General features: G+C 44.6%; 25 protein-coding genes, 6 tRNA genes and 2 rRNA genes. 31 read left to right on the forward strand and 2 right to left on the reverse strand.

Annotated features, from left to right (window positions below; translation table 11 throughout):
• The 12 genes from P6N53_RS16955 to disA all read left to right on the forward strand — a co-directional run.
• Window positions 1–80, forward strand: a 23S ribosomal RNA gene (locus tag P6N53_RS16955); the annotation flags it as partial.
• 183 nt (window positions 81–263) lie between these two features.
• Window positions 264–380, forward strand: a 5S ribosomal RNA gene (gene rrf / locus P6N53_RS16960).
• 34 nt (window positions 381–414) lie between these two features.
• Window positions 415–489, forward strand: a tRNA-Asn gene (locus P6N53_RS16965).
• Window positions 490–790: 301 nt separating this feature from the next.
• Window positions 791–1,219: a DnaJ domain-containing protein gene (locus P6N53_RS16970; RefSeq protein ID WP_304545319.1), complete on the forward strand. Its 429-nt coding sequence runs from the start codon at window positions 791–793 to the stop codon at window positions 1,217–1,219.
• Window positions 1,203–1,613, forward strand: coding sequence for a DnaJ C-terminal domain-containing protein (locus P6N53_RS16975; RefSeq protein ID WP_304545321.1), 411 nt, complete (start codon window positions 1,203–1,205; stop codon window positions 1,611–1,613). The genes P6N53_RS16970 and P6N53_RS16975 overlap by 17 nt, the downstream gene beginning before the upstream one ends.
• Window positions 1,614–1,718: 105 nt before the next feature.
• On the forward strand, window positions 1,719–4,316 hold the full coding sequence (clpB, locus tag P6N53_RS16980) for an ATP-dependent chaperone ClpB (protein WP_304545322.1): 2,598 nt from the start codon (window positions 1,719–1,721) through the stop codon (window positions 4,314–4,316).
• Between the two features lie 301 nt (window positions 4,317–4,617).
• Window positions 4,618–5,082 carry a CtsR family transcriptional regulator gene (locus tag P6N53_RS16985; RefSeq protein WP_304545323.1) on the forward strand — a complete coding sequence of 155 codons (465 nt, stop codon included), beginning with the start codon at window positions 4,618–4,620 and terminating at the stop codon, window positions 5,080–5,082.
• A gap of 19 nt (window positions 5,083–5,101) precedes the next feature.
• Entirely contained in the window at window positions 5,102–5,614 is a 513-nt protein-coding gene (locus P6N53_RS16990) for a UvrB/UvrC motif-containing protein (protein WP_304545324.1), read from the forward strand.
• 12 nt (window positions 5,615–5,626) lie between these two features.
• Window positions 5,627–6,697 (forward strand): protein arginine kinase, encoded by a 1,071-nt coding sequence (locus P6N53_RS16995; RefSeq protein ID WP_304545325.1) that lies wholly within the window; start codon window positions 5,627–5,629, stop codon window positions 6,695–6,697.
• A gap of 11 nt (window positions 6,698–6,708) precedes the next feature.
• On the forward strand, window positions 6,709–9,147 hold the full coding sequence (locus P6N53_RS17000) for an ATP-dependent Clp protease ATP-binding subunit (protein WP_304545326.1): 2,439 nt from the start codon (window positions 6,709–6,711) through the stop codon (window positions 9,145–9,147).
• A 168-nt stretch (window positions 9,148–9,315) separates the two neighbouring features.
• Entirely contained in the window at window positions 9,316–10,665 is a 1,350-nt protein-coding gene (gene radA / locus P6N53_RS17005; RefSeq protein WP_304545327.1) for a DNA repair protein RadA, read from the forward strand.
• 10 nt (window positions 10,666–10,675) lie between these two features.
• On the forward strand, window positions 10,676–11,761 hold the full coding sequence (gene disA / locus P6N53_RS17010) for a DNA integrity scanning diadenylate cyclase DisA (RefSeq protein WP_304545328.1): 1,086 nt from the start codon (window positions 10,676–10,678) through the stop codon (window positions 11,759–11,761).
• A gap of 133 nt (window positions 11,762–11,894) precedes the next feature.
• Here the strand turns inward: disA and P6N53_RS17015 are convergent, their stop codons facing one another.
• On the reverse strand, window positions 11,895–12,296 hold the full coding sequence (locus tag P6N53_RS17015) for a nucleoside triphosphate pyrophosphohydrolase family protein (protein ID WP_304545329.1): 402 nt from the start codon (window positions 12,294–12,296) through the stop codon (window positions 11,895–11,897).
• 189 nt (window positions 12,297–12,485) lie between these two features.
• On the opposite strand from P6N53_RS17015, the gene P6N53_RS17020 reads away from it, so the two are divergent.
• The 5 genes from P6N53_RS17020 to P6N53_RS17040 all read left to right on the forward strand — a co-directional run bounded on the left by P6N53_RS17020 (window position 12,486) and on the right by P6N53_RS17040 (window position 17,176).
• A complete protein-coding gene (locus tag P6N53_RS17020; RefSeq protein WP_304545330.1) occupies window positions 12,486–12,962 on the forward strand; it encodes a CarD family transcriptional regulator in 477 nt (158 codons plus the stop codon).
• Window positions 12,963–13,068: 106 nt separating this feature from the next.
• Window positions 13,069–14,211: a PIN/TRAM domain-containing protein gene (locus P6N53_RS17025; RefSeq protein ID WP_304545331.1), complete on the forward strand. Its 1,143-nt coding sequence runs from the start codon at window positions 13,069–13,071 to the stop codon at window positions 14,209–14,211.
• A complete protein-coding gene (gene ispD / locus P6N53_RS17030) occupies window positions 14,204–14,911 on the forward strand; it encodes a 2-C-methyl-D-erythritol 4-phosphate cytidylyltransferase (protein ID WP_304545332.1) in 708 nt (235 codons plus the stop codon). Before P6N53_RS17025 ends, ispD begins: the two co-directional genes overlap by 8 nt.
• Window positions 14,896–15,375, forward strand: coding sequence for a 2-C-methyl-D-erythritol 2,4-cyclodiphosphate synthase (gene ispF / locus P6N53_RS17035; RefSeq protein ID WP_304545333.1), 480 nt, complete (start codon window positions 14,896–14,898; stop codon window positions 15,373–15,375). The genes ispD and ispF overlap by 16 nt, the downstream gene beginning before the upstream one ends.
• A gap of 118 nt (window positions 15,376–15,493) precedes the next feature.
• Entirely contained in the window at window positions 15,494–17,176 is a 1,683-nt protein-coding gene (locus P6N53_RS17040) for a glutamine--tRNA ligase/YqeY domain fusion protein (RefSeq protein ID WP_304545335.1), read from the forward strand.
• 92 nt (window positions 17,177–17,268) lie between these two features.
• Here the strand turns inward: P6N53_RS17040 and P6N53_RS17045 are convergent, their stop codons facing one another.
• Window positions 17,269–17,601, reverse strand: a complete 333-nt coding sequence (locus tag P6N53_RS17045; protein ID WP_304545337.1) for a hypothetical protein — start codon at window positions 17,599–17,601, stop codon at window positions 17,269–17,271.
• Window positions 17,602–17,840: 239 nt separating this feature from the next.
• Between P6N53_RS17045 and gltX the strand changes: the two genes are divergently transcribed.
• From gltX to P6N53_RS17115, 14 genes are all read left to right on the forward strand, one after another.
• Window positions 17,841–19,292: a glutamate--tRNA ligase gene (gene gltX / locus P6N53_RS17050; RefSeq protein ID WP_304545339.1), complete on the forward strand. Its 1,452-nt coding sequence runs from the start codon at window positions 17,841–17,843 to the stop codon at window positions 19,290–19,292.
• A gap of 31 nt (window positions 19,293–19,323) precedes the next feature.
• Window positions 19,324–20,028 carry a serine O-acetyltransferase gene (cysE, locus tag P6N53_RS17055; RefSeq protein ID WP_304545340.1) on the forward strand — a complete coding sequence of 235 codons (705 nt, stop codon included), beginning with the start codon at window positions 19,324–19,326 and terminating at the stop codon, window positions 20,026–20,028.
• Window positions 20,015–21,472, forward strand: a complete 1,458-nt coding sequence (cysS, locus tag P6N53_RS17060) for a cysteine--tRNA ligase (protein ID WP_304545342.1) — start codon at window positions 20,015–20,017, stop codon at window positions 21,470–21,472. Before cysE ends, cysS begins: the two co-directional genes overlap by 14 nt.
• 2 nt (window positions 21,473–21,474) lie before the next feature.
• Window positions 21,475–21,888 (forward strand): Mini-ribonuclease 3, encoded by a 414-nt coding sequence (locus P6N53_RS17065; RefSeq protein WP_304545344.1) that lies wholly within the window; start codon window positions 21,475–21,477, stop codon window positions 21,886–21,888.
• 36 nt (window positions 21,889–21,924) lie between these two features.
• Window positions 21,925–22,662, forward strand: coding sequence for an FAD-dependent thymidylate synthase (gene thyX / locus P6N53_RS17070; protein WP_304545346.1), 738 nt, complete (start codon window positions 21,925–21,927; stop codon window positions 22,660–22,662).
• A 66-nt stretch (window positions 22,663–22,728) separates the two neighbouring features.
• Window positions 22,729–23,460 (forward strand): 23S rRNA (guanosine(2251)-2'-O)-methyltransferase RlmB, encoded by a 732-nt coding sequence (rlmB, locus tag P6N53_RS17075; RefSeq protein WP_304545348.1) that lies wholly within the window; start codon window positions 22,729–22,731, stop codon window positions 23,458–23,460.
• 9 nt (window positions 23,461–23,469) lie between these two features.
• Complete coding sequence (locus P6N53_RS17080; protein WP_304545353.1) at window positions 23,470–23,991, forward strand: NYN domain-containing protein; 522 nt, start codon at window positions 23,470–23,472, stop codon at window positions 23,989–23,991.
• Between the two features lie 366 nt (window positions 23,992–24,357).
• A complete protein-coding gene (gene sigH / locus P6N53_RS17085) occupies window positions 24,358–25,002 on the forward strand; it encodes an RNA polymerase sporulation sigma factor SigH (protein WP_304545350.1) in 645 nt (214 codons plus the stop codon).
• A 207-nt stretch (window positions 25,003–25,209) separates the two neighbouring features.
• Window positions 25,210–25,285, forward strand: a tRNA-Thr gene (locus P6N53_RS17090).
• A 9-nt stretch (window positions 25,286–25,294) separates the two neighbouring features.
• Window positions 25,295–25,380 (forward strand) — tRNA-Tyr (locus P6N53_RS17095).
• A 75-nt stretch (window positions 25,381–25,455) separates the two neighbouring features.
• Window positions 25,456–25,531: transfer RNA gene (locus tag P6N53_RS17100), tRNA-Met, on the forward strand.
• 2 nt (window positions 25,532–25,533) lie between these two features.
• Window positions 25,534–25,609 (forward strand) — tRNA-Thr (locus tag P6N53_RS17105).
• A gap of 9 nt (window positions 25,610–25,618) precedes the next feature.
• Window positions 25,619–25,695, forward strand: a tRNA-Met gene (locus tag P6N53_RS17110).
• A 337-nt stretch (window positions 25,696–26,032) separates the two neighbouring features.
• Window positions 26,033–26,247: GTP-binding protein (locus P6N53_RS17115; protein WP_304545351.1), on the forward strand; the 215-nt coding region annotated here is incomplete at its 3' end.

A 26,247-nucleotide genomic window follows, 5' to 3' on the forward strand; every position in this document is an offset into this window, starting at 1 on the left:
CTACATGGTAGATAGGCCGGGGGTGTAAGGGCAGCAATGCCTGCAGCCGACCGGTACTAATAGGTCGAGGTCTTGACCTAAATCAAGAAAATATATACGACGACAAACTTTAATCTGTTCAGTTTTCAGGGAACACCTTGTCACTGGGACGGTTCTAGTGACAGTAATCGTCTCCAACATTCACTGAAAGCTGTCACTAGAACCGTCCCAGTGACAGGGAGAACCGTCCCTGTGACAGGGGATTGTGAGAATTGCATAAGATTTCTGGTGGCGATACCGGAGGGGGTACACCTGTTCCCATCCCGAACACAGCAGTTAAGCCCTCCAGGGCCGATGGTACTCGGGACGCAAGTCCCTGGGAGAGTAGGTCGTCGCCAGACAAATTTTATAACACGGGCTTTGCCCGTGCACTAATCCTCGATAGCTCAATGGTGGAGCAACCGGCTGTTAACCGGTAGGTTGTAGGTTCGAGTCCTACTCGGGGAGCCAATAAAGAAAGCCTCTGCATTTATGCAGGGGTTTTTCTTATATTTGTCGGGGATATTTTAGAGAATAATTAGCCCGAGTTCAAAAAAACTACCTATATATAATAAACTTAAGATAAATAAGCAAAGCAACCTAAAATGAGTGTTTATTGGTATTGTATTATTAACAAAGGAGATTTACAATAAAAGCATAGTCAAGGTCAGACAAAGTCAAAGATTAATTTAGGAGGATGAAGAATATGGCTAAAACTGTAGGAATTGATTTAGGGACCACAAACTCAGTGGTGGCTGTATTGAAGTAACCTTTGATAGGTTTAGAAAGGACTGGCGGTGAAGGGGAAATCAAAGCAGCCTACCGTAGGTTGGCCCGGAAGCATCACCTGGACCTGCACACAGGCAGCCAAAAAGAAGCCGAAGAGGAAAAATTTAAGGAAATCAATGAAGTCTATGAAGTATTAAGTGACCCGGAAAAAAGGGCTAAATATGATAATTTCGGAATAAAATGGCAGAATGGGCAAACACCCGATATGGGAAATGTTGGGCATTACAATAATTATAGTGATATCTTTGCAGCGTTTTTTGGTGGAGGTACTGAAGGTCACAGGGTTAACCTACCTGGCCAGGATATTGAAGGTATATTACAGTTGACTGTGGAAGAGGCCTATCGGGGAGGAAATAAAACCATTCAGCTTTTAAACAAGGTTCTTGAAGTCGGGTGTGCAGGACGGAAGTAGAATAAGGCTAAAGGGACAGGGTGAGGAAGGAAATTATGGCGGTGAACCGGGAGATTTATATCTAAAAATGTGTATATTACCCCATCCGCATTTTACGATAAAGGGTAATGATATAGAAAGCAGGGTAAGTATCAGGCCGGAACAGGCGGTTCTGGGTGAGATGCTGGAAGTGGAAACCTTAGATGGTATTATAAAGGTTAGGATTCCTCCCATGAGTAAAAATGGAAAAAAACTAAGGTTGAGAAATAAGGGGTGGACTGGAAAGAAAGGTGAACGGGGAGACCATTATATTGAGGTGGCTATTGATATTCCAGATAACTTAACTGATAAAGAAAGAGAATTATATGAGAAATTAGCTAATCTGAGAAGATTCGACTCCCGCCAGGCAAGCTAAGCCAATGATTGCACTACAATGTAATTACTTTGATAGGAATAAACCAAAAAGATTAGCACAGTAGAAGGAGGTGAATCCCCAGCTTAATTGCTAAGGGGTACAGGTATGGATTTTAATCGCTATACACAAAAGTCCAGGGAGGCTGTTTCTGCATCACAAAATCTGGCAGCACAGTATCACCACCAGGAAATAAACGGCAAACATTTATTGTCAGCCCTACTAAGCCAGGAGGGGGGGATGACCCCGCGCTTCCTAGAACATGCCGGTGTCAATGTTGTCCACCTGCAAAGTTTAACCGACGGGCTTTTAAGAAAAGGGCCCGCGGTACATGGCTATGAAGGTTCCTTAAGACTTGGTACAGGGCTGGCAAGGGTATTTTCCGAGGCTGAAAAAGAGGCACGGGAAATGAAGGACCAGTATGTCAGTGTGGAGCATTTGCTGCTGGCCCTGGTAATTGAGGGAGAGAATGAGATAAAGGAAGTATTTCGTCAGGTAGGCTTAGGTCGGGAAACCCTCTTAGGTTCACTAAAGGCAATTAGGGGTAACCAACAGGTAACCAGTGAGAATCCCGAGGAAACTTACGAAGCCCTGGAGAAATATGGTCGTGATTTGACAATACTAGCCCGGGAGGGCAAATTAGATCCTGTTATCGGGAGAGATGATGAGATACGCAGGACCATAGAAATTCTCTCCCGTCGCACCAAGAACAACCCGGTCCTAATAGGCGAACCAGGGGTGGGGAAAACAGCAATAGTAGAGGGTTTAGCAAGGCGGATCATTGATGGGGATGTGCCGGAGGGCTTAAAAAACAAACTTGTAATTGCCTTGGATATGGGCGCCCTAATTGCAGGGGCCAAATACCGAGGAGAATTTGAAGAACGTTTGAAGGCTGTACTCAAAGAAGTACAGCAATCGGAAGGAAGAATTATTCTCTTTATTGATGAACTGCATACTGTTGTAGGTGCCGGGGCAGCGGAAGGTGCCATGGATGCTGGCAACCTTTTAAAGCCAATGCTGGCTAGGGGTGAGTTAAGGGCCATCGGTGCTACCACCCTGGATGAATACCGTAAGCATGTGGAAAAGGATGCTGCCCTGGAACGTCGGTTTCAGCCGGTATTGGTAAATCCACCATCTATAGAAGATACTATTTCAATATTGAGGGGCCTCAAGGAACGCTATGAAGTGCATCATGGGGTGCGTATTCAGGATAGTGCCCTGGTTGCTGCTGCCACTTTGTCCGACAGGTATATAGCAGATAGATTTTTGCCCGATAAAGCCATTGACCTAATGGACGAGGCCGCTGCCAGATTGCGCACTGAAATTGACAGTATGCCCACAGCTTTAGATGAAATAACCCGCCGGGTAATGCGTTTGGAGATCGAAGAGGCAGCATTAAAGAAAGAAAAGGATCAGGTATCCCGGGAGAGATTAGAAAAACTGCAGCAGCAGCTTGCAGAGCTTAAAACGGAAAAGGATCTGATGGCCACCCAATGGCAGGTGGAAAAACAAGCAATTTCACGAGTTCGGCAGCTGAAAAAGGATATCGAAGATACTAAAATGGAGATAGAAAGGGCAGAACGGGATTATGATCTTAACCGGATGGCTGAACTGACTTACGGCAAGCTCCCGGATCTAGAGCGAAGACTTAAGTCTGAGGAAGAATTGTTGTCAGGGAAACAAAAGAATAACATGCTGCTAAAGGAAGAGGTTGAAGAAGAGGACATTGCCAGAGTTGTAAGCCGATGGACCGGTGTTCCTTTAAATAAACTCCTGGAAGGAGAAAAGGAAAAGCTTATCCATCTGGACGATATATTACACCAGAGGGTAATAGGGCAGGACCAGGCCGTGCGAGCAGTTGCTGATGCTGTCCTCCGTGCCAGGGCAGGCATTAAAGATCCCAACCGACCCATAGGAAGTTTTATTTTCCTGGGGCCAACGGGTGTGGGTAAAACCGAGCTGGCCAGGGCATTGGCACAGGCCCTATTTGATGATGAAAGAAACATGGTCCGCATTGATATGTCCGAGTATATGGAGAAGCACACCGTTGCCCGGCTAATTGGTGCCCCTCCCGGTTATGTAGGCTACGATGAGGGAGGGCAGCTAACGGAAGCAGTACGCCGCAGACCCTATTCAGTAATACTATTTGATGAGATTGAGAAGGGCCATAGGGATGTGTTTAACATAATGCTGCAGATCCTTGATGACGGACGGCTTACTGATAGTCAGGGACGTACGGTAAATTTTAAAAATTGTGTAATCATTATGACCTCCAACATTGGCAGCCATGAAATACTAGATTTCCAACGTCAGGGAGGCGGAGAATATGAGCGAATTAAAGCAACAATCATGTCCCTGCTGCAGCGGCAATTCCGCCCGGAATTTCTCAATCGGGTTGACGAAACGGTGGTCTTCCATGCCCTGGAGCTCAAGCACATGAAGGAAATCACAGCACTGTTATTAGAGCGCCTAGCCAAGCGATTAAAGGAAAACACCAGAATCGAGTTAAGTTGGAACGAGGATGCCCTAATATATCTGGCTGATAAGGGCTATGAGCCAAGCTTTGGTGCCAGACCCCTAAAGCGGTTAATTCAACAAGAAGTTGAGACACCATTAAGCAGAATGATTGTTAAAGGGGAAGTTAAGGAGAGAACAACTGTAATTGTTGGGGCGTCACAAGGCCAAATTGACTTAGCAATAAGATAGTCTAGGATTCGCGATGGATTTATAAAATCCAATTAGAGATAGTTTTACGACAATCTATCAGACCAGTTTTTATAATCGGGTCTGAGTAGCTAAATATTGTAGTAAGAAATCGCAAGATTTAAGCATAATAATTCAGAACGCTCAAAGTTTGATAAGCTAAATTGGAAAATTGAATAATTTTAGCTTATTAAGCTTATTTTTTTTGGTTTAACATTTTTTCTTTAGTGATATAATAATGTTAAGGTTAGGCAAGGTCAGTAATTTGCCTTATTCAGAATTTGTGTGAGGTGGTTTTAACGAGATGCCAAATATTTCGGAGCTTATAGAACAACATATCAAGGCGTTACTAAAAAGCAGTCCTAATGATTATATAGAATTGCAAAGAAACGAATTGGCCGCTCAGTTTAAATGTGTACCATCCCAAATTAATTACGTTTTATCCACCAGATTTACAAGCGAGAACGGATTTCTGGTGGAGAGTCGCCGGGGTGGCGGTGGATTCATTAGGATCGTAAAGGTACCGCTGGATCGCCATGATGATCCCGCCGTAAAAATTTATAGGTTGGTGGGAGAAGAAATTACCCAGTCCCAGGCTGAAAAGATTATCAAGCGACTGGCTGAAGAGCAGTTTATTACAACCAGGGAGGCTCGTATTTTTGGAGCAGTTATGGATAGAAACACCCTTCGCATAGAGTTGCCCTGGCGGGATAATTTACGAGCCCACTTACTTAGGGCAATGCTGGCGGCGGTGTTTAGGGAAGGTTAAGGGATAGGGAGGTTAAAATATGCTTTGTGATCGCTGTCAAAAGAATACGGCACAGGTTCATTTAACACAGATAATAAACAACACGGCCCATCAAATGAATCTATGCCCCTCATGTGCGGCAGAACTCCAGGCTGAAAGCTTTGGATTTGTTCCGCAGTTAAACCTACATGATTTCCTGGCAGGGCTGATTAACCATCACTTCGCCGGGGCAAATCTTAAACATAATACAAAGCCCCAGATACACTGTGAAAAATGTGGAGTTTCAGATTCTCAGGTTGCCAAAAGCGGTCTCTTTGGCTGCAGTGATTGTTACCAGAGATTTGGGGAAAGGGTTCAACCTTTACTCAAGAAGATTCATGGCAGCAACAGCCATACCGGGAAAGTTCCTAAAAGAACAGGTGGGAAGGCATTAATTTCTAAGGAGATTAGGCTGCTTAAAAATGAACTTAAAGAGGTTATTCAACTGGAGGAGTTTGAAAGGGCCGCGGCCATTAGGGATAAGATTAAGGAATTAGAAAAACAGCTTGGATAGGAGGTGTGGGATATGTCAATAAAGGATACAGTAAGCAGCGCTTTTAGTAAGTGGATGGAGGCTTCGGGACCGGATTGTGATGTAGTAATCAGCAGCAGAGTGAGACTAGCGAGAAATATAGCAGAATTTGCCTTTCCCCACCTCCTTGGACATGAAGAGGCTGATAAGGTTGTTTATGCAGTTCAATCGGTGGTTTCTAGCCAGGGCTTTAAAGAACAGGGAGATATGGAATTATCAAGAATGACCGAATTATCCCCCACCGAGAGACAAATACTAATGGAGAAGCATTTAATCAGCCCGGATCTACTTAAAAATCCGGAGAAGAAGGCTGTGGTGCTTAGGGATGATGAAGTGGTCAGTATTATGGTGAATGAAGAGGATCACCTAAGGATTCAATGTTTATTGCCAGGGTTACAGCTTAAGGAATGTTGGGATCTAGCTAATACGGTGGATGATGGCCTGGAAGTGGGTTTGAATTTTGCCTTTTCCGAGGAGAAAGGCTATCTAACCTCCTGCCCAACAAATGTTGGTACTGGCCTCAGGGCTTCTGTAATGATGCACCTACCAGCCCTGGTAACAACCGGTCAAATCAATGCCATATTGACCACCCTATCAAAGCTTGGGCTAACGGTTCGAGGCCTATACGGGGAAGGGACTCAAGCCACAGGAAACCTATTTCAGGTTTCCAACCAGGTAACCCTTGGCCTTACTGAAGATGAAATTATTGACAACTTAGTTATGGTGACTATGCAACTGGTGACCCAGGAGAGGGCGGCCAGGAGAACCCTGTATAAAGAGCAGAAAAATCATATAGAAGATAGGGTTTGGCGGGCCTATGGCCTATTAAATTATGCTCGAATTATGTCTTCGACTGATGCTATGGCACTATTATCTGACCTTAGATTAGGTGTAGACTTGGAGATTATTCCTGGAGTTCCTGCCGGGCAGATTACCGAATTAATGATTCTAACCAGACCGGCATTTTTAAATAAATTGAAGGGTGCAGAATTGAACCAATATCAAAGGGATGTATACAGGGCAGAAATGATTCGGAAAAGGTTAAATTCACTCTTTAAAGCATAGGAGGAAGAAATATGTTTCAAAGGTTTACTGAGAGAGCACAAAAGGTATTGGTGCTGGCCCAAGAAGAGGCCCGTCGCCTTAAATACCCTTTTATTGGCACGGAACATATTTTATTGGGCTTAATAAAAGAAGGAGATGGAGTGGCCGCAAAGGTTCTTGAGCAGCTAGGAGTCAGTACAGATAAGGTTGTGGATGCGGTGGAACAAATGGTGGAGATGGGAGAACAGCCAGTTACTGCTGATATTCCCCCTACCCCCCGAGCTAAAAAGGTTCTAGAGTTATCGGTGGAAGAATCCCGTAGACTAGGGCATAATTACGTTGGAACAGAGCATCTGCTCCTAGGACTAATTAAGGAGGGAGAGGGTGTTGCTGCCCAGGTGCTAACGACCCTGGGGGCAGATCATGAGCGGGTTAGACAGCAGGTCATCAATATGATGGGTAATAACCCCCAAGGTGGCCAGGGACATGGCTGCTCCGGGGGAGGGTGCAAGACCGCAAGTCTTGACCAATTTAGCCGGGATTTAACAAATCTAGCTAAAGAAGATAAACTTGATCCCATTGTTGGCAGGTCAGCAGAGATTGAAAGGGTTATCCAGGTTCTTTCCCGGCGAACAAAAAACAACCCTGTTCTTATTGGTGAACCTGGAGTAGGTAAAACTGCCATTGCCGAGGGTCTGGCCCAAAGAATCATTAGTGGCAACGTGCCGGAAATTTTACTAAACAAAAGGGTTGTCACCCTGGATTTGGCGGGAATGGTGGCTGGAACTAAGTACCGGGGAGAATTTGAAGATCGTCTAAAGAAGGTCATGGATGAGATTCGTCAAGCCGGCAATATAATTATGTTTATTGATGAGCTACACACCTTAATTGGGGCTGGTGCTGCCGAAGGGGCCATTGATGCGGCCAACATTTTAAAGCCAGCCCTGGCCAGAGGTGAGATACAGACCATTGGAGCAACCACCTTGGATGAATATCGCAAGTACATTGAAAAGGACCCTGCCCTTGAGCGGAGGTTTCAACCAATTCAGGTGGATGAACCTACAGTAGAGGATACAATTGCTATTCTTAAAGGCATCAGGGATAAATATGAGGCACATCACAGGGTTAGCATTACCGATGAAGCTATAGAATCGGCAGCAAAGCTATCCGACCGTTATATTACTGATCGGTTTCTTCCAGATAAAGCCATTGACTTAATTGATGAAGCAGCCTCCCGGGTGCGTATTAAAGCCCATACCGCTCCCCCGGATCTAAAGGATAGGGAGATGCTTTTGGAGCAGATTAAACAGGAGAAGGAGGCTGCTATCAATAACCAAGAGTTTGAAAAGGCGGCAGAGCTTAGGGACCGTGAGCAGCAAATTATTGTAGAATTAAATGATGCCAGGGAAGCCTGGAATCATACCAAGGGCGGGGACGGATTAGAGGTTACGGAAGATGACATTGCCCATATTGTAGCCAGCTGGACAGGAATCCCGGTCAAAAAGCTGGCCCAGGAGGAAACAGAAAAACTCCTCAACCTGGAGGAAGTCCTTCATAGGAGGGTGGTGGGACAGGACGATGGTGTAAAGTCTGTATCCCGGGCTGTACGAAGAGCCAGGGCAGGACTTAAAGATCCGAAACGTCCTGTGGGATCATTTATCTTCCTGGGGCCAACTGGAGTAGGTAAAACTGAGCTAGCCAGGGCACTGGCAGAGTCCCTTTTTGGGGCTGAGGATGCTTTAGTTAGAATTGATATGTCCGAATATATGGAAAAGCATGCTGTTTCCCGTTTAGTAGGCGCGCCTCCTGGCTATGTTGGGTATGATGAGGGGGGGCAGCTGACAGAGGCGGTGAGGCGTAAACCCTACTCGGTGGTTTTGTTGGATGAGATTGAAAAGGCTCATCCCGATGTATTTAATATTTTGCTGCAGGTGCTAGAAGATGGACGCCTGACGGATTCCAAGGGACGGGTAGTAGACTTTAGAAATACTGTAATTATTATGACATCAAACGTAGGGCTATCTACCATCAAGGCAGTGGGTAAGGTAGGCTTTACGCCAGGTGCAGATAACCAAGGAGAAGAATACGAAAAAATGAAGGAGAGAGTGGAGGAGGCCCTAAAGAGGACCTTCCGGCCCGAATTCCTAAACCGTATTGATGAAAGTATTGTGTTCCACTCCCTAAGTCGTGAACACATTAAAGAAATTGTGGGTCTGATGCTAAAAGAAGTAGCTAAACGATTAGAAGATCATGAAGTATTTGTGGAATTCTCCGAGGCCACAAAAGAAAAACTTGCAGAAGTGGGCTTCAGCGAAGAATATGGAGCAAGACCCCTGCGTAGAGAAATTCAGCGGCGTATTGAAGATCGTATGTCGGAAGAACTTATTAAAGGGACCTTTAATAAGGGTGATCATGTGCTAATAGACGTGCAGGAGGGAGAGCTTATAGTAAAAGCGGCAGTTAACGCATAATTAATGTGCGATAAGTCGTTTTTTAGGAGTAGTTGGCGATCCTTGGATTGCCAACTATTTGACTTTACAGGGTATTTGACATTTTGTGGAACTAGGTGCAGGAATTTAAATATTAAGCAGCGAATGACAAATTAGTTTAGAAGTTATTTTGATGTTGGAGGTCATGGAGTGCGAAATAAAACCACTTATTCCTGCCAGAGCTGCGGACATCAAAGTGCCAGGTGGATGGGACGTTGTCCGGGGTGTGGGGAATGGAACAGCCTGACAGAGGAGAAGGTGGCCGATATAAAAGAGGTTCGCGGGATATCAGGCTCTTCACCAGTTGCTGTTACTGAGGTTATTGCAGCGGAAGAGGATAGGTATTCAACGGGAATCAAAGAATTAGACAGGGTTCTCGGTGGAGGCCTGGTACCGGGTTCCATGGTGCTTGTGGGCGGAGATCCTGGCATCGGTAAATCTACCCTCTTGCTGCAAGGAGCCGCTGCCATTGCTGCAAGTGCTGGTAAAATATTATATGTTTCCGGGGAAGAATCCACAAGGCAATTAAAAATGAGGGCAGAGAGGATTGGGGCTGTCCATCAGGATTTGCTGCTTTTGTCGGAAACTGATATGTCAGTTATTGAAAGGTATATTAAGGAACTAATGCCGGTGGCTGTTATATTAGATTCAATCCAGACAGTATTTCAGCCGGACTTATCCTCAGCACCCGGCAGCGTATCACAAGTGCGTGAGTCTACGGGGATACTTATGAGAATAGCCAAGGGTACTGGTATATCTATATTTGTGGTGGGTCACGTAACTAAAGAGGGAACTTTGGCGGGACCCAGGGTATTAGAACATATGGTGGATACTGTACTTTATTTTGAGGGGGATCGACACCAATCCTTCCGGGTATTACGGACGGTAAAGAACCGTTTTGGCTCTACCAATGAACTGGGGATTTTTGAAATGAGAGGAAGGGGACTGGTAGAGGTTACAAATCCCTCAGCCTTGTTTATGAACCGAAGGCCACAGGGGGTAGCTGGTTCTTCAATAGTTCCCAGCCTAGAGGGAACACGCCCCCTTTTGGTTGAAATCCAGGCGTTGGTTTGTCCCAGTGGGTATGGAACTCCTAGAAGAATGACTTCGGGAGTCGATCATAATAGGGTGGCTTTAATTATGGCTGTTCTAGAACGCAGGGTAGGCCTAAGAATATCACCTTATGATGCCTATGTTAGTGCGGTGGGAGGAGTAAAGCTAGATGAACCGGCGGCGGATTTGGCAATTGCCCTGGCCATTACCTCTAGCTTTAGGGACAAACCCATCCAAGAAGGTATGGTTTTGGTTGGGGAAGTTGGGCTTACAGGAGAAGTCAGACCCGTTTCAGGTATGGATAAAAGACTTAATGAGGCGGCAAAACTTGGCTTTAGACTATGTATTGGCCCCCCGAGAGAGCAACAAGATGAATCATTGGGTATAATAGAATATATATGTGTTAATTCATTACAAGAGGCAGTAGATGCAGCAGTAGAGCGGTAAGGGGTGCAATATGGTAAAAGACGAAAAATTAGAAGATAGGCTACTTAAATTACTACGTCTAGTTGCTCCAGGAACTCCCCTCAGGGAAGGGTTGGAGAATATATTACGAGCCAAGACCGGGGCCTTGATTGTTGTAGGTGATAACCCGGAGGTTATGGAGTTGGCCGAGGGCGGGTTTGCCATTAATGCGGATTTTACCCCTGCTGGCCTTTATGAGCTGGCTAAAATGGACGGAGCTATTATTCTAAGTGAAGATTGTCGTAAAATAATAGCTGCAAATACACAATTAATACCCGATTTAATAATTCCATCAAGTGAGACCGGGATTCGACACAGGACTGCTGAGAGAGTAGCAAAGCAATGTGATGCTCCCGTGATCTCTATCTCTCAACGCCGGGGAGTTATTACTATATACAAGGGTACTTTAAAATATTTCCTTAGGGATATTAGTGTGATTTTAGCTAAGGCCAATCAAGCTGTACAAACCCTTGAAAAATACAGATCCGTTTCTGATAAGGTTATTAATGAGCTATCCACCTTAGAACTCCAGGAGGCAGTGACTCTCTTTGATGTTGCCAGAGCAATACAAAGGGTAGAGATGGTACTAAGGGTGAAAAAAGAAATTGACCGCTATATCAGTGAATTAGGTATAGAAGGCAGGCTAATTGCCATGCAGATGGATGAGTTGGTAGCCAATGTTGAAGATGAAGGGCTATTAATTATTCAGGATTATGCCACTACCCTGGGAGAAAAGACTCCTGAAAGCATTCTCAAAGTCATAGGAAGCTGGCCTGCGGAGGATCTTTTAGATTTGGTACTAATTGCTAGAGCCCTGGGCTATCCAGGAAGTGCCAGTGTGTTGGATCAGGGTGTACATCCGAAAGGATTTCGGGTTTTAAAGAAAATCCCCAGACTACCTGTGCCGGTAATTGAAAATCTGGTTAACACCTTCGGTGATCTTAGACGTATTTTAAGTGCCTCTATCCAGGAATTGGATGAAGTAGAGGGTATCGGTGAAGTCAGGGCCCGATCAATAAAGGATGGACTTACTAGATATAGGGAGATACTTCTCCAAGACAGATTTATCAAACACTAATAATTAGCCTTGCCCTGATTTAAGCTGCTGAAATTAGGGGTAGATAATTATAAGGGGGTCCTGTAGACAACAGGACCCCTTCACCATAACCACAATCAAAAAGCTAATGGAACAACACTGGCAATCTAACCTTTTAGGTAAGATTATACTCCCGTAGAATCTCCAGCTGCTTATGTTCCTTTATGAAGATATCATAAAGGTTTAAATCAAGTAAATTACATAGGGCAGTCATATAAAATAGGGCTCGACCAATTTCACTTTCGATATTGTCCCTGCAGTTGCTGCAAAGCTCGCCGGAAATATGGGAATCAAGCAAGTTTTTCAGATCAATAAGAGTTGCATCCTCGGGTAGAGGGCTTTTGTTCTTATTGGCATTGATTTTCTGACAGCCACAGGCAGTAACGGATTGAACTACAGACCGCTGAACCCGGGCCCCAGATTCCTGAACCTTGGCTAAAACCTCCAGGATGCTGCGGTGGCATAGCATCATTTCAGATACAGTATTTTGAAACTGATCGCAAAGCAAGTCTTTCATCTGCCGGACCACTCCTTTAACTCTCCGTTAAAGCAATTATAGCTACCTTGAAGGGGCTTTGTCAAACGGGCCATATTGTCACAAAATGGTTATTGACACTGCAATGGGGCTATGCTAAAATATATGTTTTTTGACAGTGGTGGTATTTTGTGTTATAATTTTTACAACTAAACTCGGGAGGGATTGGCCTTGTTCAAAATTGGCGACAAAGTCGTATACCCTATGCACGGAGCCGGAGTCATCGAGGCCATAGAGGAAAAAGAAGTCCTAGGTGAATCTAGACAATACTATATATTGCGGCTCCCCATTGGAGATATGAAGGTTATGATACCCATTACCAATTGCAATGATGTAGGGTTGCGTGAGATTATTGATCAGGAACAAGTTCAGATTGTCCTAAGCGTTTTAAAGGGGCAAACTTCCGCTATGTCCACAAACTGGAATCGTAGGTATCGTGCCAATTTAGAGAAAATTAAGAGCGGTGATATTTTTGAGGTTGCAGAGGTGGTCCGCAACCTTCTTACTAGGGATAAGGAGAAGGGTTTATCCTCCGGAGAAAGAAAAATGCTGGAAAATGCCAGGCAAATATTAATTAGTGAACTGGTGCTGGCTGCAGAGCTGGAGGAAGATACGGCAAGGTCACTAATTGATGGTGTATTTGCCTAAATTTTACAACAGAATTCGCCCTTTTTTGTTGTTGAACTTATTTACCTGCATAAACTATAATAACTATACTATTGAAAAATATGGTAATGAAAGGGGGTGAAGAGAGATGATCAGAAAGAGTATTTATGGTTTAATAATTCTTGTGTTTAGTAGTATTGGGTTTTGGGTAGGGCTTTATATAGTTACAAACCGTTTAGTAACGGTGCCTAACACTTTGCCTCAATTAGAGTTGGGGGTAATCGCCCTTGGGGCCTTGGTTGGGGTGCTGACAGGGGTGTTAAGCGCGCCATGGATCATCAAGGGTGGTTTGGCGCTAGCCGCCGTGGTGGACCAATATTTGGCCAAAACCCCAACCCAGGATTTAATTATGGGTTCCCTTGGACTTATTTTTGGACTTATAATTGCTAATTTATTGGGCGCTATTTTATCTACCATGGGCCCCATTGGTAAAGGGCTGTGGCTCTTAGGTACGGTTTTACTGGGGTATCTTGGTCTCTCGGTGGCAGTTAAGAAAAGGGAGGAAATCTTCTCTTTATTCTCTAGTCTTCCGCGCTTTGGCAAAGAAAAGGCGGCCAAGCAGGAAACTAAAGGGAATTCTGTAAAGGTTTTGGATACCAGCGTTATTATCGACGGAAGAATTTCAGAGCTGTGCCATAGCGGATTTATCGAGGGGACATTACTGGTGCCGGTATTTGTTGTAGATGAATTAAGGCATATTGCAGACTCGGCTGATGTGCTTAAAAGAAACAGAGGCAGAAGGGGTCTGGATATTCTTAACAACATGAAAAAATCAGCAGATATTAAAGTGCAGATATATGAAAGTACCAAAGGTTTAGATGATATTGCAGAAGTTGATGCTAAACTGGTAAAGCTTGGCCAGAAATTGGGGGCTAAGATAATAACCAATGACTACAACTTAAACAAGGTTGCTGAGTTACAGGGAGTAAAGGTGCTTAATATAAATGAGCTGGCCAATGCCATTAAGCCGGTGGTGCTGCCTGGTGAAGAGATGACGGTTACTGTTGTTAAAGACGGTAAAGAAATGGGACAAGGAGTAGCTTACCTGGATGATGGCACAATGATAGTGGTTGACGGTGGAAGGCGTTATATTGGTCAAACCATTAGTGTTCTTGTAACCAGTGTTTTACAAACTGCGGCAGGACGAATGATTTTTGCTAAACCGAAAAATCCCGATAGACGTTCTGAGGCTTCAGGACATGTAATGGGTGGAGTGAATATGATTGGCTGATGTTATTGCAGTAATTCCCGCAGCCGGTGTTGGCAGAAGAATGGGCTCTCAAGTAAAAAAACAATATCTAACCCTTCGGGGCAAGCCTATCCTTTACCATACCCTACAGGTAATGGAAGAATGCACTGATATTACTTCGGTGGTTCTTGTGGTAGGAGCTGGTGAAGAAGAATATTGCCAAAAAAATATTCTGGGGAATTCTTTTAGTAAAATTATGGCGGTGGTGCCGGGAGGCGATCACCGCCAAACTTCTGTTTTTAATGGACTAAGCATTTTGGGCCGGGGAACTGAACTGGTGGTTATACATGACGGAGCGAGGCCTTTGATTAGAAACCGGGAAATTACTGCTGTTATAAAAGGAGCCCGGGAAATCGGGGCAGCGGCCCTGTCGGTGCCCCTGAAGGATACTGTGAAGGTTATAGACTCTCACGGCTTAGTATTAAAAACCCCTTCCAGGGAGTCTTTGCGTGCTGTTCAGACACCACAGGTATTTAAATATAACATCATTATGGAAGCCCACCAGACAGCAAAGAGCCGGGGTTTTTTTGCAACCGACGATTGTGCCCTGGTTGAAGCCATGGGAAGACCGGTTAAATTGGTTGATGGAAGCTACGAGAATATAAAAATAACCACACCGGAGGATTTGGTTTTAGCCGATGCCTTTTTGGCGAGGAGGACAGAAACGTGCGAATTGGAATAGGCTATGACGTTCATAAATTGGTTCCTGAAAGGGACCTTATACTAGGAGGGCAAGAGATACCCTTTGAACTGGGACTGCTGGGTCATTCGGATGCAGATGTTTTGGTGCATGCCATTATGGATGCCTTGCTGGGCGCAGCGGGTCTAGGAGATATAGGGAGACATTTTCCAGACAGTGATGCCAGATATAAGGGTATAGCCAGCCTAAAGCTTTTAGGGGAAGTAAAGCATAAGCTCGAATTAGAAAACTACTGGATAAATAATATAGATGCTGTGGTGGTGGCCCAAGCCCCTAAATTAGCCCCATATATTGAGATGATGAGGCAAAATATTGCCGAAACCTTAGGGATTAAGAGCAAGGATGTTAATGTAAAGGCAACCACGACTGAGCACCTAGGTTTTGCCGGGCGTGGGGAAGGTATAGGGGCATATGCAGTCTGCACCATAGCTAATAAAAATTTTTAATTCTTCCAGTGACAAATTATGAGGTTTAATTACATAACTAAGAGGATTTTTGGACAACATGTGGAAATATAAACCATTTATAGCCAAGATCTACAAAAATTCAGAGGAGTAATTAAAAATGTCAGATACCAAGACCGCAGCCTCTAACTTTATTCAAAATATTATTGCCGATGACTTTGATACCAATAAGCATGGCGGGAGGGTCCATACCAGGTTTCCGCCCGAACCCAACGGATACCTGCATATTGGTCATGCCAAGTCAATATGCCTTAACTTTGGCATTGCCCTGGAAAACGGGGGACTATGCAACCTAAGGTTTGACGATACAAACCCCAGTAAAGAAGAAGTTGAGTATGTTGAATCAATTCAGGAAGATGTTAAGTGGTTGGGCTTTGATTGGGGCGACCGTATGTTTTATGCCTCCGACTATTTTGAAAAGCTCTACCAATTTGCTGTAAAGCTTATCAATGAAGGTAAAGCCTATGTCTGCGATTTAAGCCCCGAGGAAATCAGGGAATACCGTGGCACCTTAACCCAGCCAGGAAAAGAAAGTCCCTATCGCTCGCGTTCCAGGGAGGTAAATCTAGCCCTTTTTGAAAGAATGAGGGCGGGAGAGTTTGAAGATGGCTCCAGGGTGCTCAGGGCAAAAATTGACATGGCTTCCCCAAATCTTAACATGCGTGACCCTGTTTTATATCGTATATTGCGTGCGACGCACCACCGGACGGGGGATAAGTGGTGCATTTACCCCATGTATGATTATGCACATCCCCTTTCAGATGCCCTTGAGAAGATCACCCATTCGATTTGCACCTGTGAATTCGAGGATCACCGCCCTTTATATGACTGGGCTTTGGAAGCTGTGGATACTGAATATAGACCCCAGCAGATTGAATTTGCTCGCCTGAACCTAAGCTATACGGTAATGAGTAAACGTAAATTGCGGCAGTTGGTTGAGGAGAACCATGTGAGCGGCTGGGATGATCCTCGCATGCCTACTATTTCTGGTTTGCGCCGTCGCGGCTATACACCTGAGTCAATCAGAGATTTTTGTGAGAGGATCGGTGTGGCCAAGGCAGTAAGTATGGTTGATTTAGCCCTATTGGAACATTGTATCAGGGAAGATCTTAACATTCGTGCTCCCAGAGTCATGGCGGTGTTAAATCCCCTAAAGGTGATAATAGAAAATTACCCGGAAGGACAGGTGGAGGAGCTAGAGGCTGAATACAACTCTGAAAATCCTGAGCTGGGAAGTCGGAAGATTCCCTTTTCCAGGATTGTTTATATTGAACAGGATGACTTTATGGAGGAACCACCGAAAAAGTTTTTCCGGCTTTATCCTGGTAGCGAAGTTAGATTAAAACATGCCTATATTATTAAATGTGAGCGTGTGGTAAAGGATGAACAGGGTCGTATTGTAGAAATATATTGCACCTATGATCCCGACACCAAGAGCGGCTCAGGGACCAGCACCAAGAAAGTAAAGGGGACCCTGCACTGGGTGTCTGCAGAACATGCGGTTAAAGCGGAAGTAAGGCTTTATGACCGGCTATTTACTAAAGAGAACCCGGATGAAGGAGCGGATTTCAAAACGTTTTTAAACCCTGATTCTTTAAAATTACTGGGTAATTGCATGGTGGAACCAAGTCTGGCAAAGGCCGCGCCTGGTTCTAGATTTCAATTTTTAAGGCACGGTTACTTTAGTATTGACGCAAAGGACTCCAACGAAAACAAGCTAGTCTTTAACAGAATAGTTTCCCTAAAAGATTCTTGGGCTAAACTGCAGAAAAACGGTAAATAGACTAAACGAAAAGAGGAAGTCCCTTCTCTAAAGTGCTGACGAAGGGGCTTCCTTTTCTTTGCATAAAGTGGACGTATGCTCGAACAACTGATTTAGAAATTGCAGCAGCAGCCTGGGTTGGTGGTCCAGCAGATTTCACAATGGTCAGGTCCCCAGCTCAGGAAGAAGCGGGCTTCGCTTGATGGGTTAAAGTCATTAAGATCAATCCTGGACTGGTGAGTCTTATTGCCTTTTTTATAAGTAAACACCATTTCAAATTCGGGTGTTCGAACAAGTGAAAAATGGGACTTACCTACGGTTTTATCGCAAAAGACTATCTCTGGCACTGATTTATCCAGAAGCCTGCGATCATCCAATTTGTAAGTGATGGAGCCCTTAATTTCGTTATACTCGTCGATTAAATCCCCTAATTTAGGAAAAGCCATTATCTTAATCTCCCTTCTAAAATAGACAGATTGAGTATGTATAACACCATTGGTATATGCTCAGCCTTGAGCAAAAATTCACAATCTTTTACTATAATTATACTACCAAGGCTTAATTGTGTGAATAGATAATTTAGATGCAAGGGGTTAAAAGTGCAAAAAGTTGTTCCTCTTTACCTAAAGGTGGTATAATATCCATCTAGATGGAACAAAAAAACCAAGATAGAGGAGGAAGTTTCTTGTCTGTTCGGGTTAGGTTTGCACCAAGCCCCACCGGGCCTTTACATATTGGAGGAGCCAGGTCGGCTTTGTTTAACTGGCTATTTGCCCGCCATCATGGTGGGGAATTTATTGTCAGGGTTGAGGACACTGATTTAGAGAGATCCTCAAGGGAATCGGAGAAAAACATTCTGGATGCCCTGCGGTGGCTAGGGCTGGATTGGGACGAAGGTATTGAAGTTGGAGGACCTAATGGTCCCTACCGACAAACGGAACGACTGCAGGGATATCGTGCATTGGCCCAAAGGCTTCTGGAGGAGGGGCACGCTTACTTATGCTATTGCAGTGAGGAAGAACTTGCCGCTGAGCGTGAACAACTTATGGCCAAGGGGGAATTGCCAAGATATTTGGGACGCTGTCGTGAACTATGTTCTGAAGATACATTAAAGTTTGAGGCCGAGGGCAGGAAGCCTGTTTTACGCTTCAAGGTTCCGAAAAACCACGTAGTCACTGTTAGTGATCAGGTCAGAGGGCAGGTGGAGTTTGATTGTGAGGGTATTGGTGATTTTATCATCATGAAATCCGATAATATCCCCACCTACAATTTTGCTGTTGTGGCCGATGACTACAACATGAAGATAACCCATGTTATCCGGGCCGAGGAGCATCTCTCCAATACTCCAAGACAAATATTGATCTATCAGGCCCTGGGGTGGAAGACGCCGGAATTTGCCCATATATCTTTAATATTGGGTAATGATCGTGCAAAGATGAGTAAACGTCACGGTGCCACATCAATGGTGCAATACGAAAAACTGGGCTATCTACCGGAAGCATTACTGAACTTTTTGGCACTATTGGGTTGGTCTCCCGGGGGCGAGGAAGAAATTTTTACCGCTGGAGAAATTCAGCAGCAGTTTTCCCTGGATCGGGTGGCCAAAAACCCTGCGGTTTTTGATATAGATAAACTCAATTGGCTTAATGGCCACTATATTAGACAGGCGGACCTGGATAGGCTAACCCAGATGGCTATTCCCTATTTACAAGAGGCAGGTTATCTGGCAGGGGAAGTGGATGAAGAAAAGCTGAATTGGGTTAGGCAAGTTGTTTCGGTGGCCAGAAACTATGTATCATTTATGCAAGAAATTACCCAGCATGTAGAAATATACTTCAACAAGGATGTGGCACCTGAAAACGAAGAGGCTGCTCAAATCCTGGTGGGGGATCACGTGCCTGTGGTAATGAATGCAGCCATTGAATTGGTATCCCAGGCGGAGGAACTAACAGAAGAGGCAGTTAAGGCTCTGCTTAAAGCTGTGGGCAAACAGACTGGACTTAAGGGTAAAATGGTATTTATGCCGCTAAGGGTGGCGCTAACCGGAAAAGCTCACGGCCCGGAGTTATATCAGATTATACCTATATTTGGCAAGGAGCTAACCATTGCCAGACTTAAAGCTGCCATTAAACAGTAACCCAGTATTGTAATAAAGGGGGGTCACTACCTTGTTTAGCCGGATAAAAAAAGAAATAAATGCAGTTTTTGAACGTGACCCGGCGGCAAAGAATACCCTTGAGGTGTTACTATGCTATCCGGGGCTACACGCCATATTATTTCACCGGGTGGCCCATGCCCTGTACAAAAAGAATTTTTTTATCACAGCCAGGTTTATTTCACAGATATCCAGGTTTTTGACAGGGATAGAAATTCACCCGGGAGCAAAAATCGGAGAAGGCCTATTTATTGACCATGGTTCAGGTGTGGTGATAGGTGAAACTGCAGAAATTGGTGATAATGTTACCATTTATCAAGGTGTAACCCTTGGCGGTACAGGTAAAGAAAAGGGTAAACGGCACCCAACTATTGGCAATAATGTGGTTATAAGCACCGGGGCAAAAGTGCTTGGCTCCTTTACTGTGGGGGATAATGTAAAAATTGGTGCCGGTTCAGTAGTTCTTAAACCGGTACCGTCCAACTGCACCGTTGTTGGGGTGCCAGGGAAAATTGTGATTCGGGATGGGCATAAGGTTGGTTTAACCCATGTGCAGGATTTGCGACACGATCAAATGCCTGACCCTGTTGCTGATATGCTTTCACAGATGCAAGGGGCAGTAGAAAAACTAGAGAGCCGCCTGAAGGAAGTTGAAGAGGAATGTTGTAAACTGAAAGAACATGGGGAGGGGGCAAAGGAAAACAGTGGAAATATATAATACCTTTACCAGGTCAAAGGAAGAGTTTATTCCGAGGGAACAGGATCAGGTCAGTATGTATGTTTGTGGCCCCACGACTTATAACTATATTCACCTGGGTAATGCCCGGCCATTGGTCTTCTTTGATACAGTTAGAAGGTACCTTTTGTACAAGGGCTACAAAGTAAACTATATTCAAAACTTCACTGATGTTGATGATAAAATCATTAATCGTGCCAGGGAAGAAAAAATGGATCCCCTTGCCCTGGCCCGGAAATATATTGAGGAATTCTTTGCTGATTCAGATGCTTTAAATGTAATGAGGGCAAATATCCACCCCAAGGTATCAGAGCATATAAACGAGATCATTGAATTAATCGAATATCTGGTAGCCCAAGGACATGCATATCAGGTGGACGGGGATGTCTATTTTGCCGTTCGAAGCTTTGCAGACTATGGCAAACTCTCAGGACGGAGTCTGGAGGATATGCAGGCCGGTGCCAGGGTTGAAGTGGATTTGAGAAAAAAAGACCCTATGGATTTTGCCCTTTGGAAAGGCGCCAAGCCTGGTGAACCAAGTTGGCAAAGTCCCTGGGGTAACGGTCGCCCTGGTTGGCATATTGAATGCTCAGCCATGGCTCATAAATACTTAGGGGACGGTTTTGATATTCACGGAGGGGGGTACGACTTGATATTCCCCCACCATGAGAATGAGATTGCCCAATCAGAGGCGGCCGGACACAAGCCCTTTGCCCGATACTGGATGCATAATGGGTTTATCACCATTAACCAGGAGAAAATGTCTAAATCCCTGGGGAACTTTTTTTTGGTTAGGGAAATACTTGATAAGTTTCCGCCAGATGTGGTTAGGTGGTATCTGCTCTCAACCCACTATCGCAGTCCCTTGGACTTCGATGATGAGAAGCTTGCTGTAGCAGGCAAGGGGCTGGAGCGTATTAAGACAGCCGTTAGACTCCTCTATGAAGCAATGGCCTTTCCAGCTTCGGATGGGGAGGCTAAAACAGAGGTCAAAGCCTTTGAAGAGAGACTTTCTAGCCTTAGAAATGAATTTGAAAAGGCTATGGATGATGATTTTAATACTGCCCTAGCTACCTCTGTATTCTTTGAGTTGGCCCGGGAGGTTAATATATTTGTGGGCAGTGCTGGGAGAATTAGCCAAAGGGATAAGGATTCAATGGAGAAGGCCCATCTTCTAATAAAAGACTTTAATAGTGTCCTGGGGGTTCTTAAGGAAGATAAAACAACCGGCAAACTTCTGCTGGAGGCAAATGGTTCAGATGACAAGTTAGCTGACGGTTTAGTACAGCTCATTATCAAGATCCGTCAGGAGGCTCGCAGTAAAAAAGATTGGGCCACTGCCGATACCATTCGGGACGGGTTGAAGGAATTGGGTATTATTTTAGAAGATACACCCCAGGGTGTTCGCTGGAAAAAGCAGGGATAATATTGTTGGATAATTTCATTATTAATCAAAAGGATATAGAGCCAAAGGAAGTCCCAGCTCTGGTGCTGGCCTATGTAGGGGATGCTGTATATGAACTGGTGGTAAGGGAAATGCTTGTTGGCCGTGGCATGACCAAAGTTCAACAACTGCATCGGGAAGCGGTTAAATATGTTCGGGCCAGCGCTCAGGCCGGTGCGTTGTTTGCCCTTGAAGACATCCTTTCAGAAGAAGAGATGGCCGTGGTTCGCAGGGGTCGAAACGCCAAATCTGGTATTCCGCCTAAGGGGTCTAATGTGGTGGAATATCGGCATGCAACTGCCCTGGAGTCCCTGGTAGGTTATTTATACTTACAAGGCCGTAGTCAGAGGGCTAGAGAGATCATTGCAAAGGCCATGGACACCCTTGATATGAATTAAGACGCCTATCTAATATGTTATGGGGGAGAGTATAAAGTGGGTAAAACAAATCTAAAGGTGCGTCTGCTAAAGCATACCCCAGAACCGGAAAAAACTATAGCTATGGCTGCCAGGCTTTGCTATTCGCCTTCAAAAATAGATGACCTGGCTGAAAGTGTTGCGGGGAAGGATCAACAGGCCTTTATAGCCAAGCTCTTGGAAATGGGTCATCTCACAACCATTGAGCATGTTTCCTTTACCTTTGGTATTGAAGGGGTATCCCGCAGCCTATTGGCCCAAATAACCCGTCATAGGATTGCCAGCTTCAGTGTGCAGTCCCAACGTTATGTAGGAGAGACCAGGGACCAGAATCGTCAGGGAAGCTTTGAGTATGTAGTGCCGGAAACGATTTTTGCTTTGGGGACTGAAGCAGTTAAAGAATTTGAGGAACAGATGTCCCAAATCCAACAATGGTATGATGGCTGGGTGGAAAAGCTCGGTGGTGGCAGGGAAGCCTATGAAGATGCAAGGTTTGTTTTGCCTAATGCCGCTGAAACCAAAATTGTGGTAACTATGAACGCCAGGGAATTGAGACATTTCTTTAACCTGCGCTGCTGCCAAAGGGCTCAATGGGAAATCCGTAGGCTGGCAGAGGAAATGTTGAACTTGGTAAAGGAGGCAGCACCGACGGTATTTGCCGATGCTGGACCGGAATGCTTGGTTGGCCCCTGCCCCGAGGGAAAGCTCAGCTGCGGCAAGCGGGCAGAGGTGCGAAAAAGGTTTGGTTTAAATTAGTAACTATGAAATGTATGAAGTTCCCCTGGATATACTAATCAGCATAACAGATACGGAGGTAATCCGGTGAGCGAAATCATCGCTGGGCGAAATCCTGTTCGCGAAGCCTTACGTTCAGGACGTCCAATTAATAAAATTGTTATGGCTAAAGGTTCTACAACGGGACCTGTATCAGAAATTATTAGGCTTGCCCGGGATAATAATGTTCCTGTACAAATGGTTGAACGGAGTAACCTGGACAAGCTGGTTAAGGATTCTCCCCATCAGGGTGTTATTGCCTATGTTGCCCCAAAAGAATATGTGGAGATAGAAGATATCTTACAAATAGCCAAGGAAAAAGGGCAAGACCCTTTTATTGTAATGCTGGATGAGATAAATGATCCCCACAATTTAGGCGCAATTATACGAACCGTTGATGCCGCTGGGGCCCATGGGGTAATCATTCCCCAAAGACGCTCGGTGGCCCTAACTGCCACTGTAGCTAAGGCTTCTGCCGGGGCGGTGGAGTATGTACCGGTGGCCAGGGTTACTAATTTAGACCAGACAATAAGACAGTTAAAAGACATGGGTCTTTGGGTTGTGGGAGCAGATATGGATGGTAAGGAAACTTTCTGGGAGGCAAAACTTTCAGGGCCCCTTGTGTTAGTGATTGGCGGAGAGGGGAAAGGGATTGGGAGGCTTTTGAAAGAACGCTGTGATATGTTGGTTCGTTTGCCAATGGCTGGCCGGGTAGGATCCCTGAATGCTTCAGTTGCTGCGGCACTATTGGTGTATGAGGTGATACGTCAGAGAGGGTAGGATTTGTCCATGCAAGAATTTTACGTGGTGGACGGATATAACATTATCCATGCCTGGCCTGACTTTGAGGGAATCATAGAAGGCGGGTTGGACCACGGTAGAGATAAACTAATTGACATAATAGCAAATTTTGCATCCCTGACAGGTAGTGTAGTTAAAATAGTTTTTGATGCACACCTGGTTAAGAAAGGGATTGAACATTCCGAGATGATACATGGAATAGAGGTTTTCTATACACAGGAGGGGGAAACTGCGGACTCCCTCATCGAGAGAATTGTAGGTGACCTTACCAAATTAGGGACTGTATATGTGGCAACTTCAGACTGGGATGAGCAGAGAATTATTTTTGGCCGGGGTGCTTATCGCATCACGCCCAAGGAGTTTCGCACCCAGGTATTTAAAATCAATAAACAAGGCCAGCAGCAATTTGCCAAAAAGGACCCCACAGAGGGATACCTGGAGGATAAACTGCCGGCAGATATTAGGTTAATCTTGGAAAAATGGCGGCGTGGAGGTGGGAAGGGGAAATAAGTAAACTTGTCCTTGTAGATAAGTTGACTAATTAGCCCTAAAGTCTTGGCTGGCTTTTCTTCAAGAATAAAATCAGAATAATAAACTATCTAATATTTCCTGGCGAATGACGACAAAATTTAGCCGGCTAAGTACTCTAATGTAGAACTAAAGTCCCCAGTAGACGTATTTTTTTACCTTGACGAGCCTTTTTAACATAAGATATAATTACTCATGGAACTCAAAGAACTAGTTAGGAAGTAATATATAACTAACTGATTAATCAAATGGGTGGTATTTTGACCCCGGAATCATCTAAATAAGACTTTTGCAGTCTTTTTCTCTTTTTTACTGGTGCTTAAGATAAAGAAGCGGGGGCGATAAATTTTGAATATAAATGCACAAAGGGAAGTTTCCGGCGGCTACAGTATCATGGTTGACGAGGATGTCGTAGAGTTCGCGCGTGAGGGCGACGACGCGGCGCTGGAATACTTAATTAACAAATATAAAAACTTTGTGCGTGCTAAAGCTCGCTCATACTTCCTTATCGGGGCCGACAGGGAGGATATAATCCAGGAAGGTATGATTGGATTATATAAAGCTATTCGGGATTTTCGGATGGACAAACTATCCTCTTTCCGTGCCTTCGCAGAACTTTGTATTACTAGGCAGATTATTACCGCCATAAAAACAGCCACAAGACAAAAACACATTCCTTTGAATTCTTATGTCTCATTAAATAAGCCTATTTATGATGAGGATTCAGATCGAACCCTGCTGGATGTAATTTCAGGGTCTAAAATTACAGACCCCGAAGAGCTGATTATTAGCAGGGAAGAGTTCGATGATATCGAAGAAAAAATGGGCGAAATTCTCAGCTCCTTGGAGTGGAAGGTGCTTATGTCTTACTTGGAGGGTAAATCCTATCAGGAAATAGCTGAGGATTTAAATCGTCACGTAAAATCTATTGACAATGCATTGCAAAGGGTTAAACGCAAGTTAGAAAGATACTTGGAAAAGCGAGAAGCTTAAATTTACATTTAGACCCCGGATATCCGGGGTTTGGCTTTCTTTAACTCAAATAATACTACACGAAGGTTATGTTTACCTTTATTTTACCGAAAATATTTCTGAGTAAAAAAACTCTATTGTTGCCATTTAATACTTCTTATAAAGTGTTGACAGTGATTTTTATATCTGTTATTATATCTCTTGCGGCGGTAATGACGCTGTAGTTTGGCCGGCGTAGCTCAATTGGTAGAGCAGCTGACTTGTAATCAGCAGGTTGCGGGTTCGAGTCCCATCGTCGGCTCCAACTTAATCTGGAGGGGTTCCCGAGCGGCCAAAGGGAGCAGACTGTAAATCTGCCGTCAGACGACTTCGAAGGTTCGAATCCTTCTCCCTCCACCAGTATATTTCCATAGAAGGCCTGGAAATTAATCCTTGTTTCTATATCTATGGATATGATATAATACTCGATGTTGACGCGGGATAGAGCAGTTGGTAGCTCGTCGGGCTCATAACCCGAAGGTCGGGGGTTCAAGTCCCCCTCCCGCAACCAATGCTGCTATAGCTCAGTAGGTAGAGCGTATCCTTGGTAAGGATAAGGTCACCGGTTCAATCCCGGTTAGCAGCTCCAACAAAATATGGCGGCGTAGCTCAGTTGGTCAGAGCACTCGGTTCATACCCGTGGGGTCACTGGTTCAAATCCAGTCGCCGCTACCAAAATAAAGCCAGTCCATTGGACTGGCTTTTCAGACTTTTAAAAAAGATATAACTGGGTTTTAATAATCCCGAAGCAAGCGATTAGCGCTGTCCACTGCGACAATCTGTAAAGCCAGCCCATTGGGCTGGCTTTATCTTAATTTGAGTCGGGGGGCAGTTCTTTGGCTCATTTTTAGGATTTATTAAAAAATAAGAAGGAATTTTAAGATTCTTATCGAATCGTACTGGTGGATTTACATAGATAAACGTATAAAGACAGCTGGTTCGTGGACATAACTTTAAGGATGAATGAAAACATTGGTTAGATTCCTGAATTATGGAGGAGGAGAAATTATCCATGGCTAAGGCAAAATTCGAGCGTAATAAACCCCACGTAAATATTGGTACAATCGGTCACGTTGACCACGGTAAGACAACTCTGACTGCTGCCATCACAGTAGTATTAAGCACCACCGGTGGCGCATCTGTTAAGCGCTATGACGAAATCGACAATGCTCCTGAAGAGCGTGAACGTGGTATCACCATTAACACCGCCCACGTAGAGTATGAAAC

Source organism: Desulforamulus aquiferis (assembly GCF_030577015.1).
Taxonomy (GTDB): Bacteria; Bacillota; Desulfotomaculia; order Desulfotomaculales; family Desulfotomaculaceae; genus Desulfotomaculum; species Desulfotomaculum aquiferis.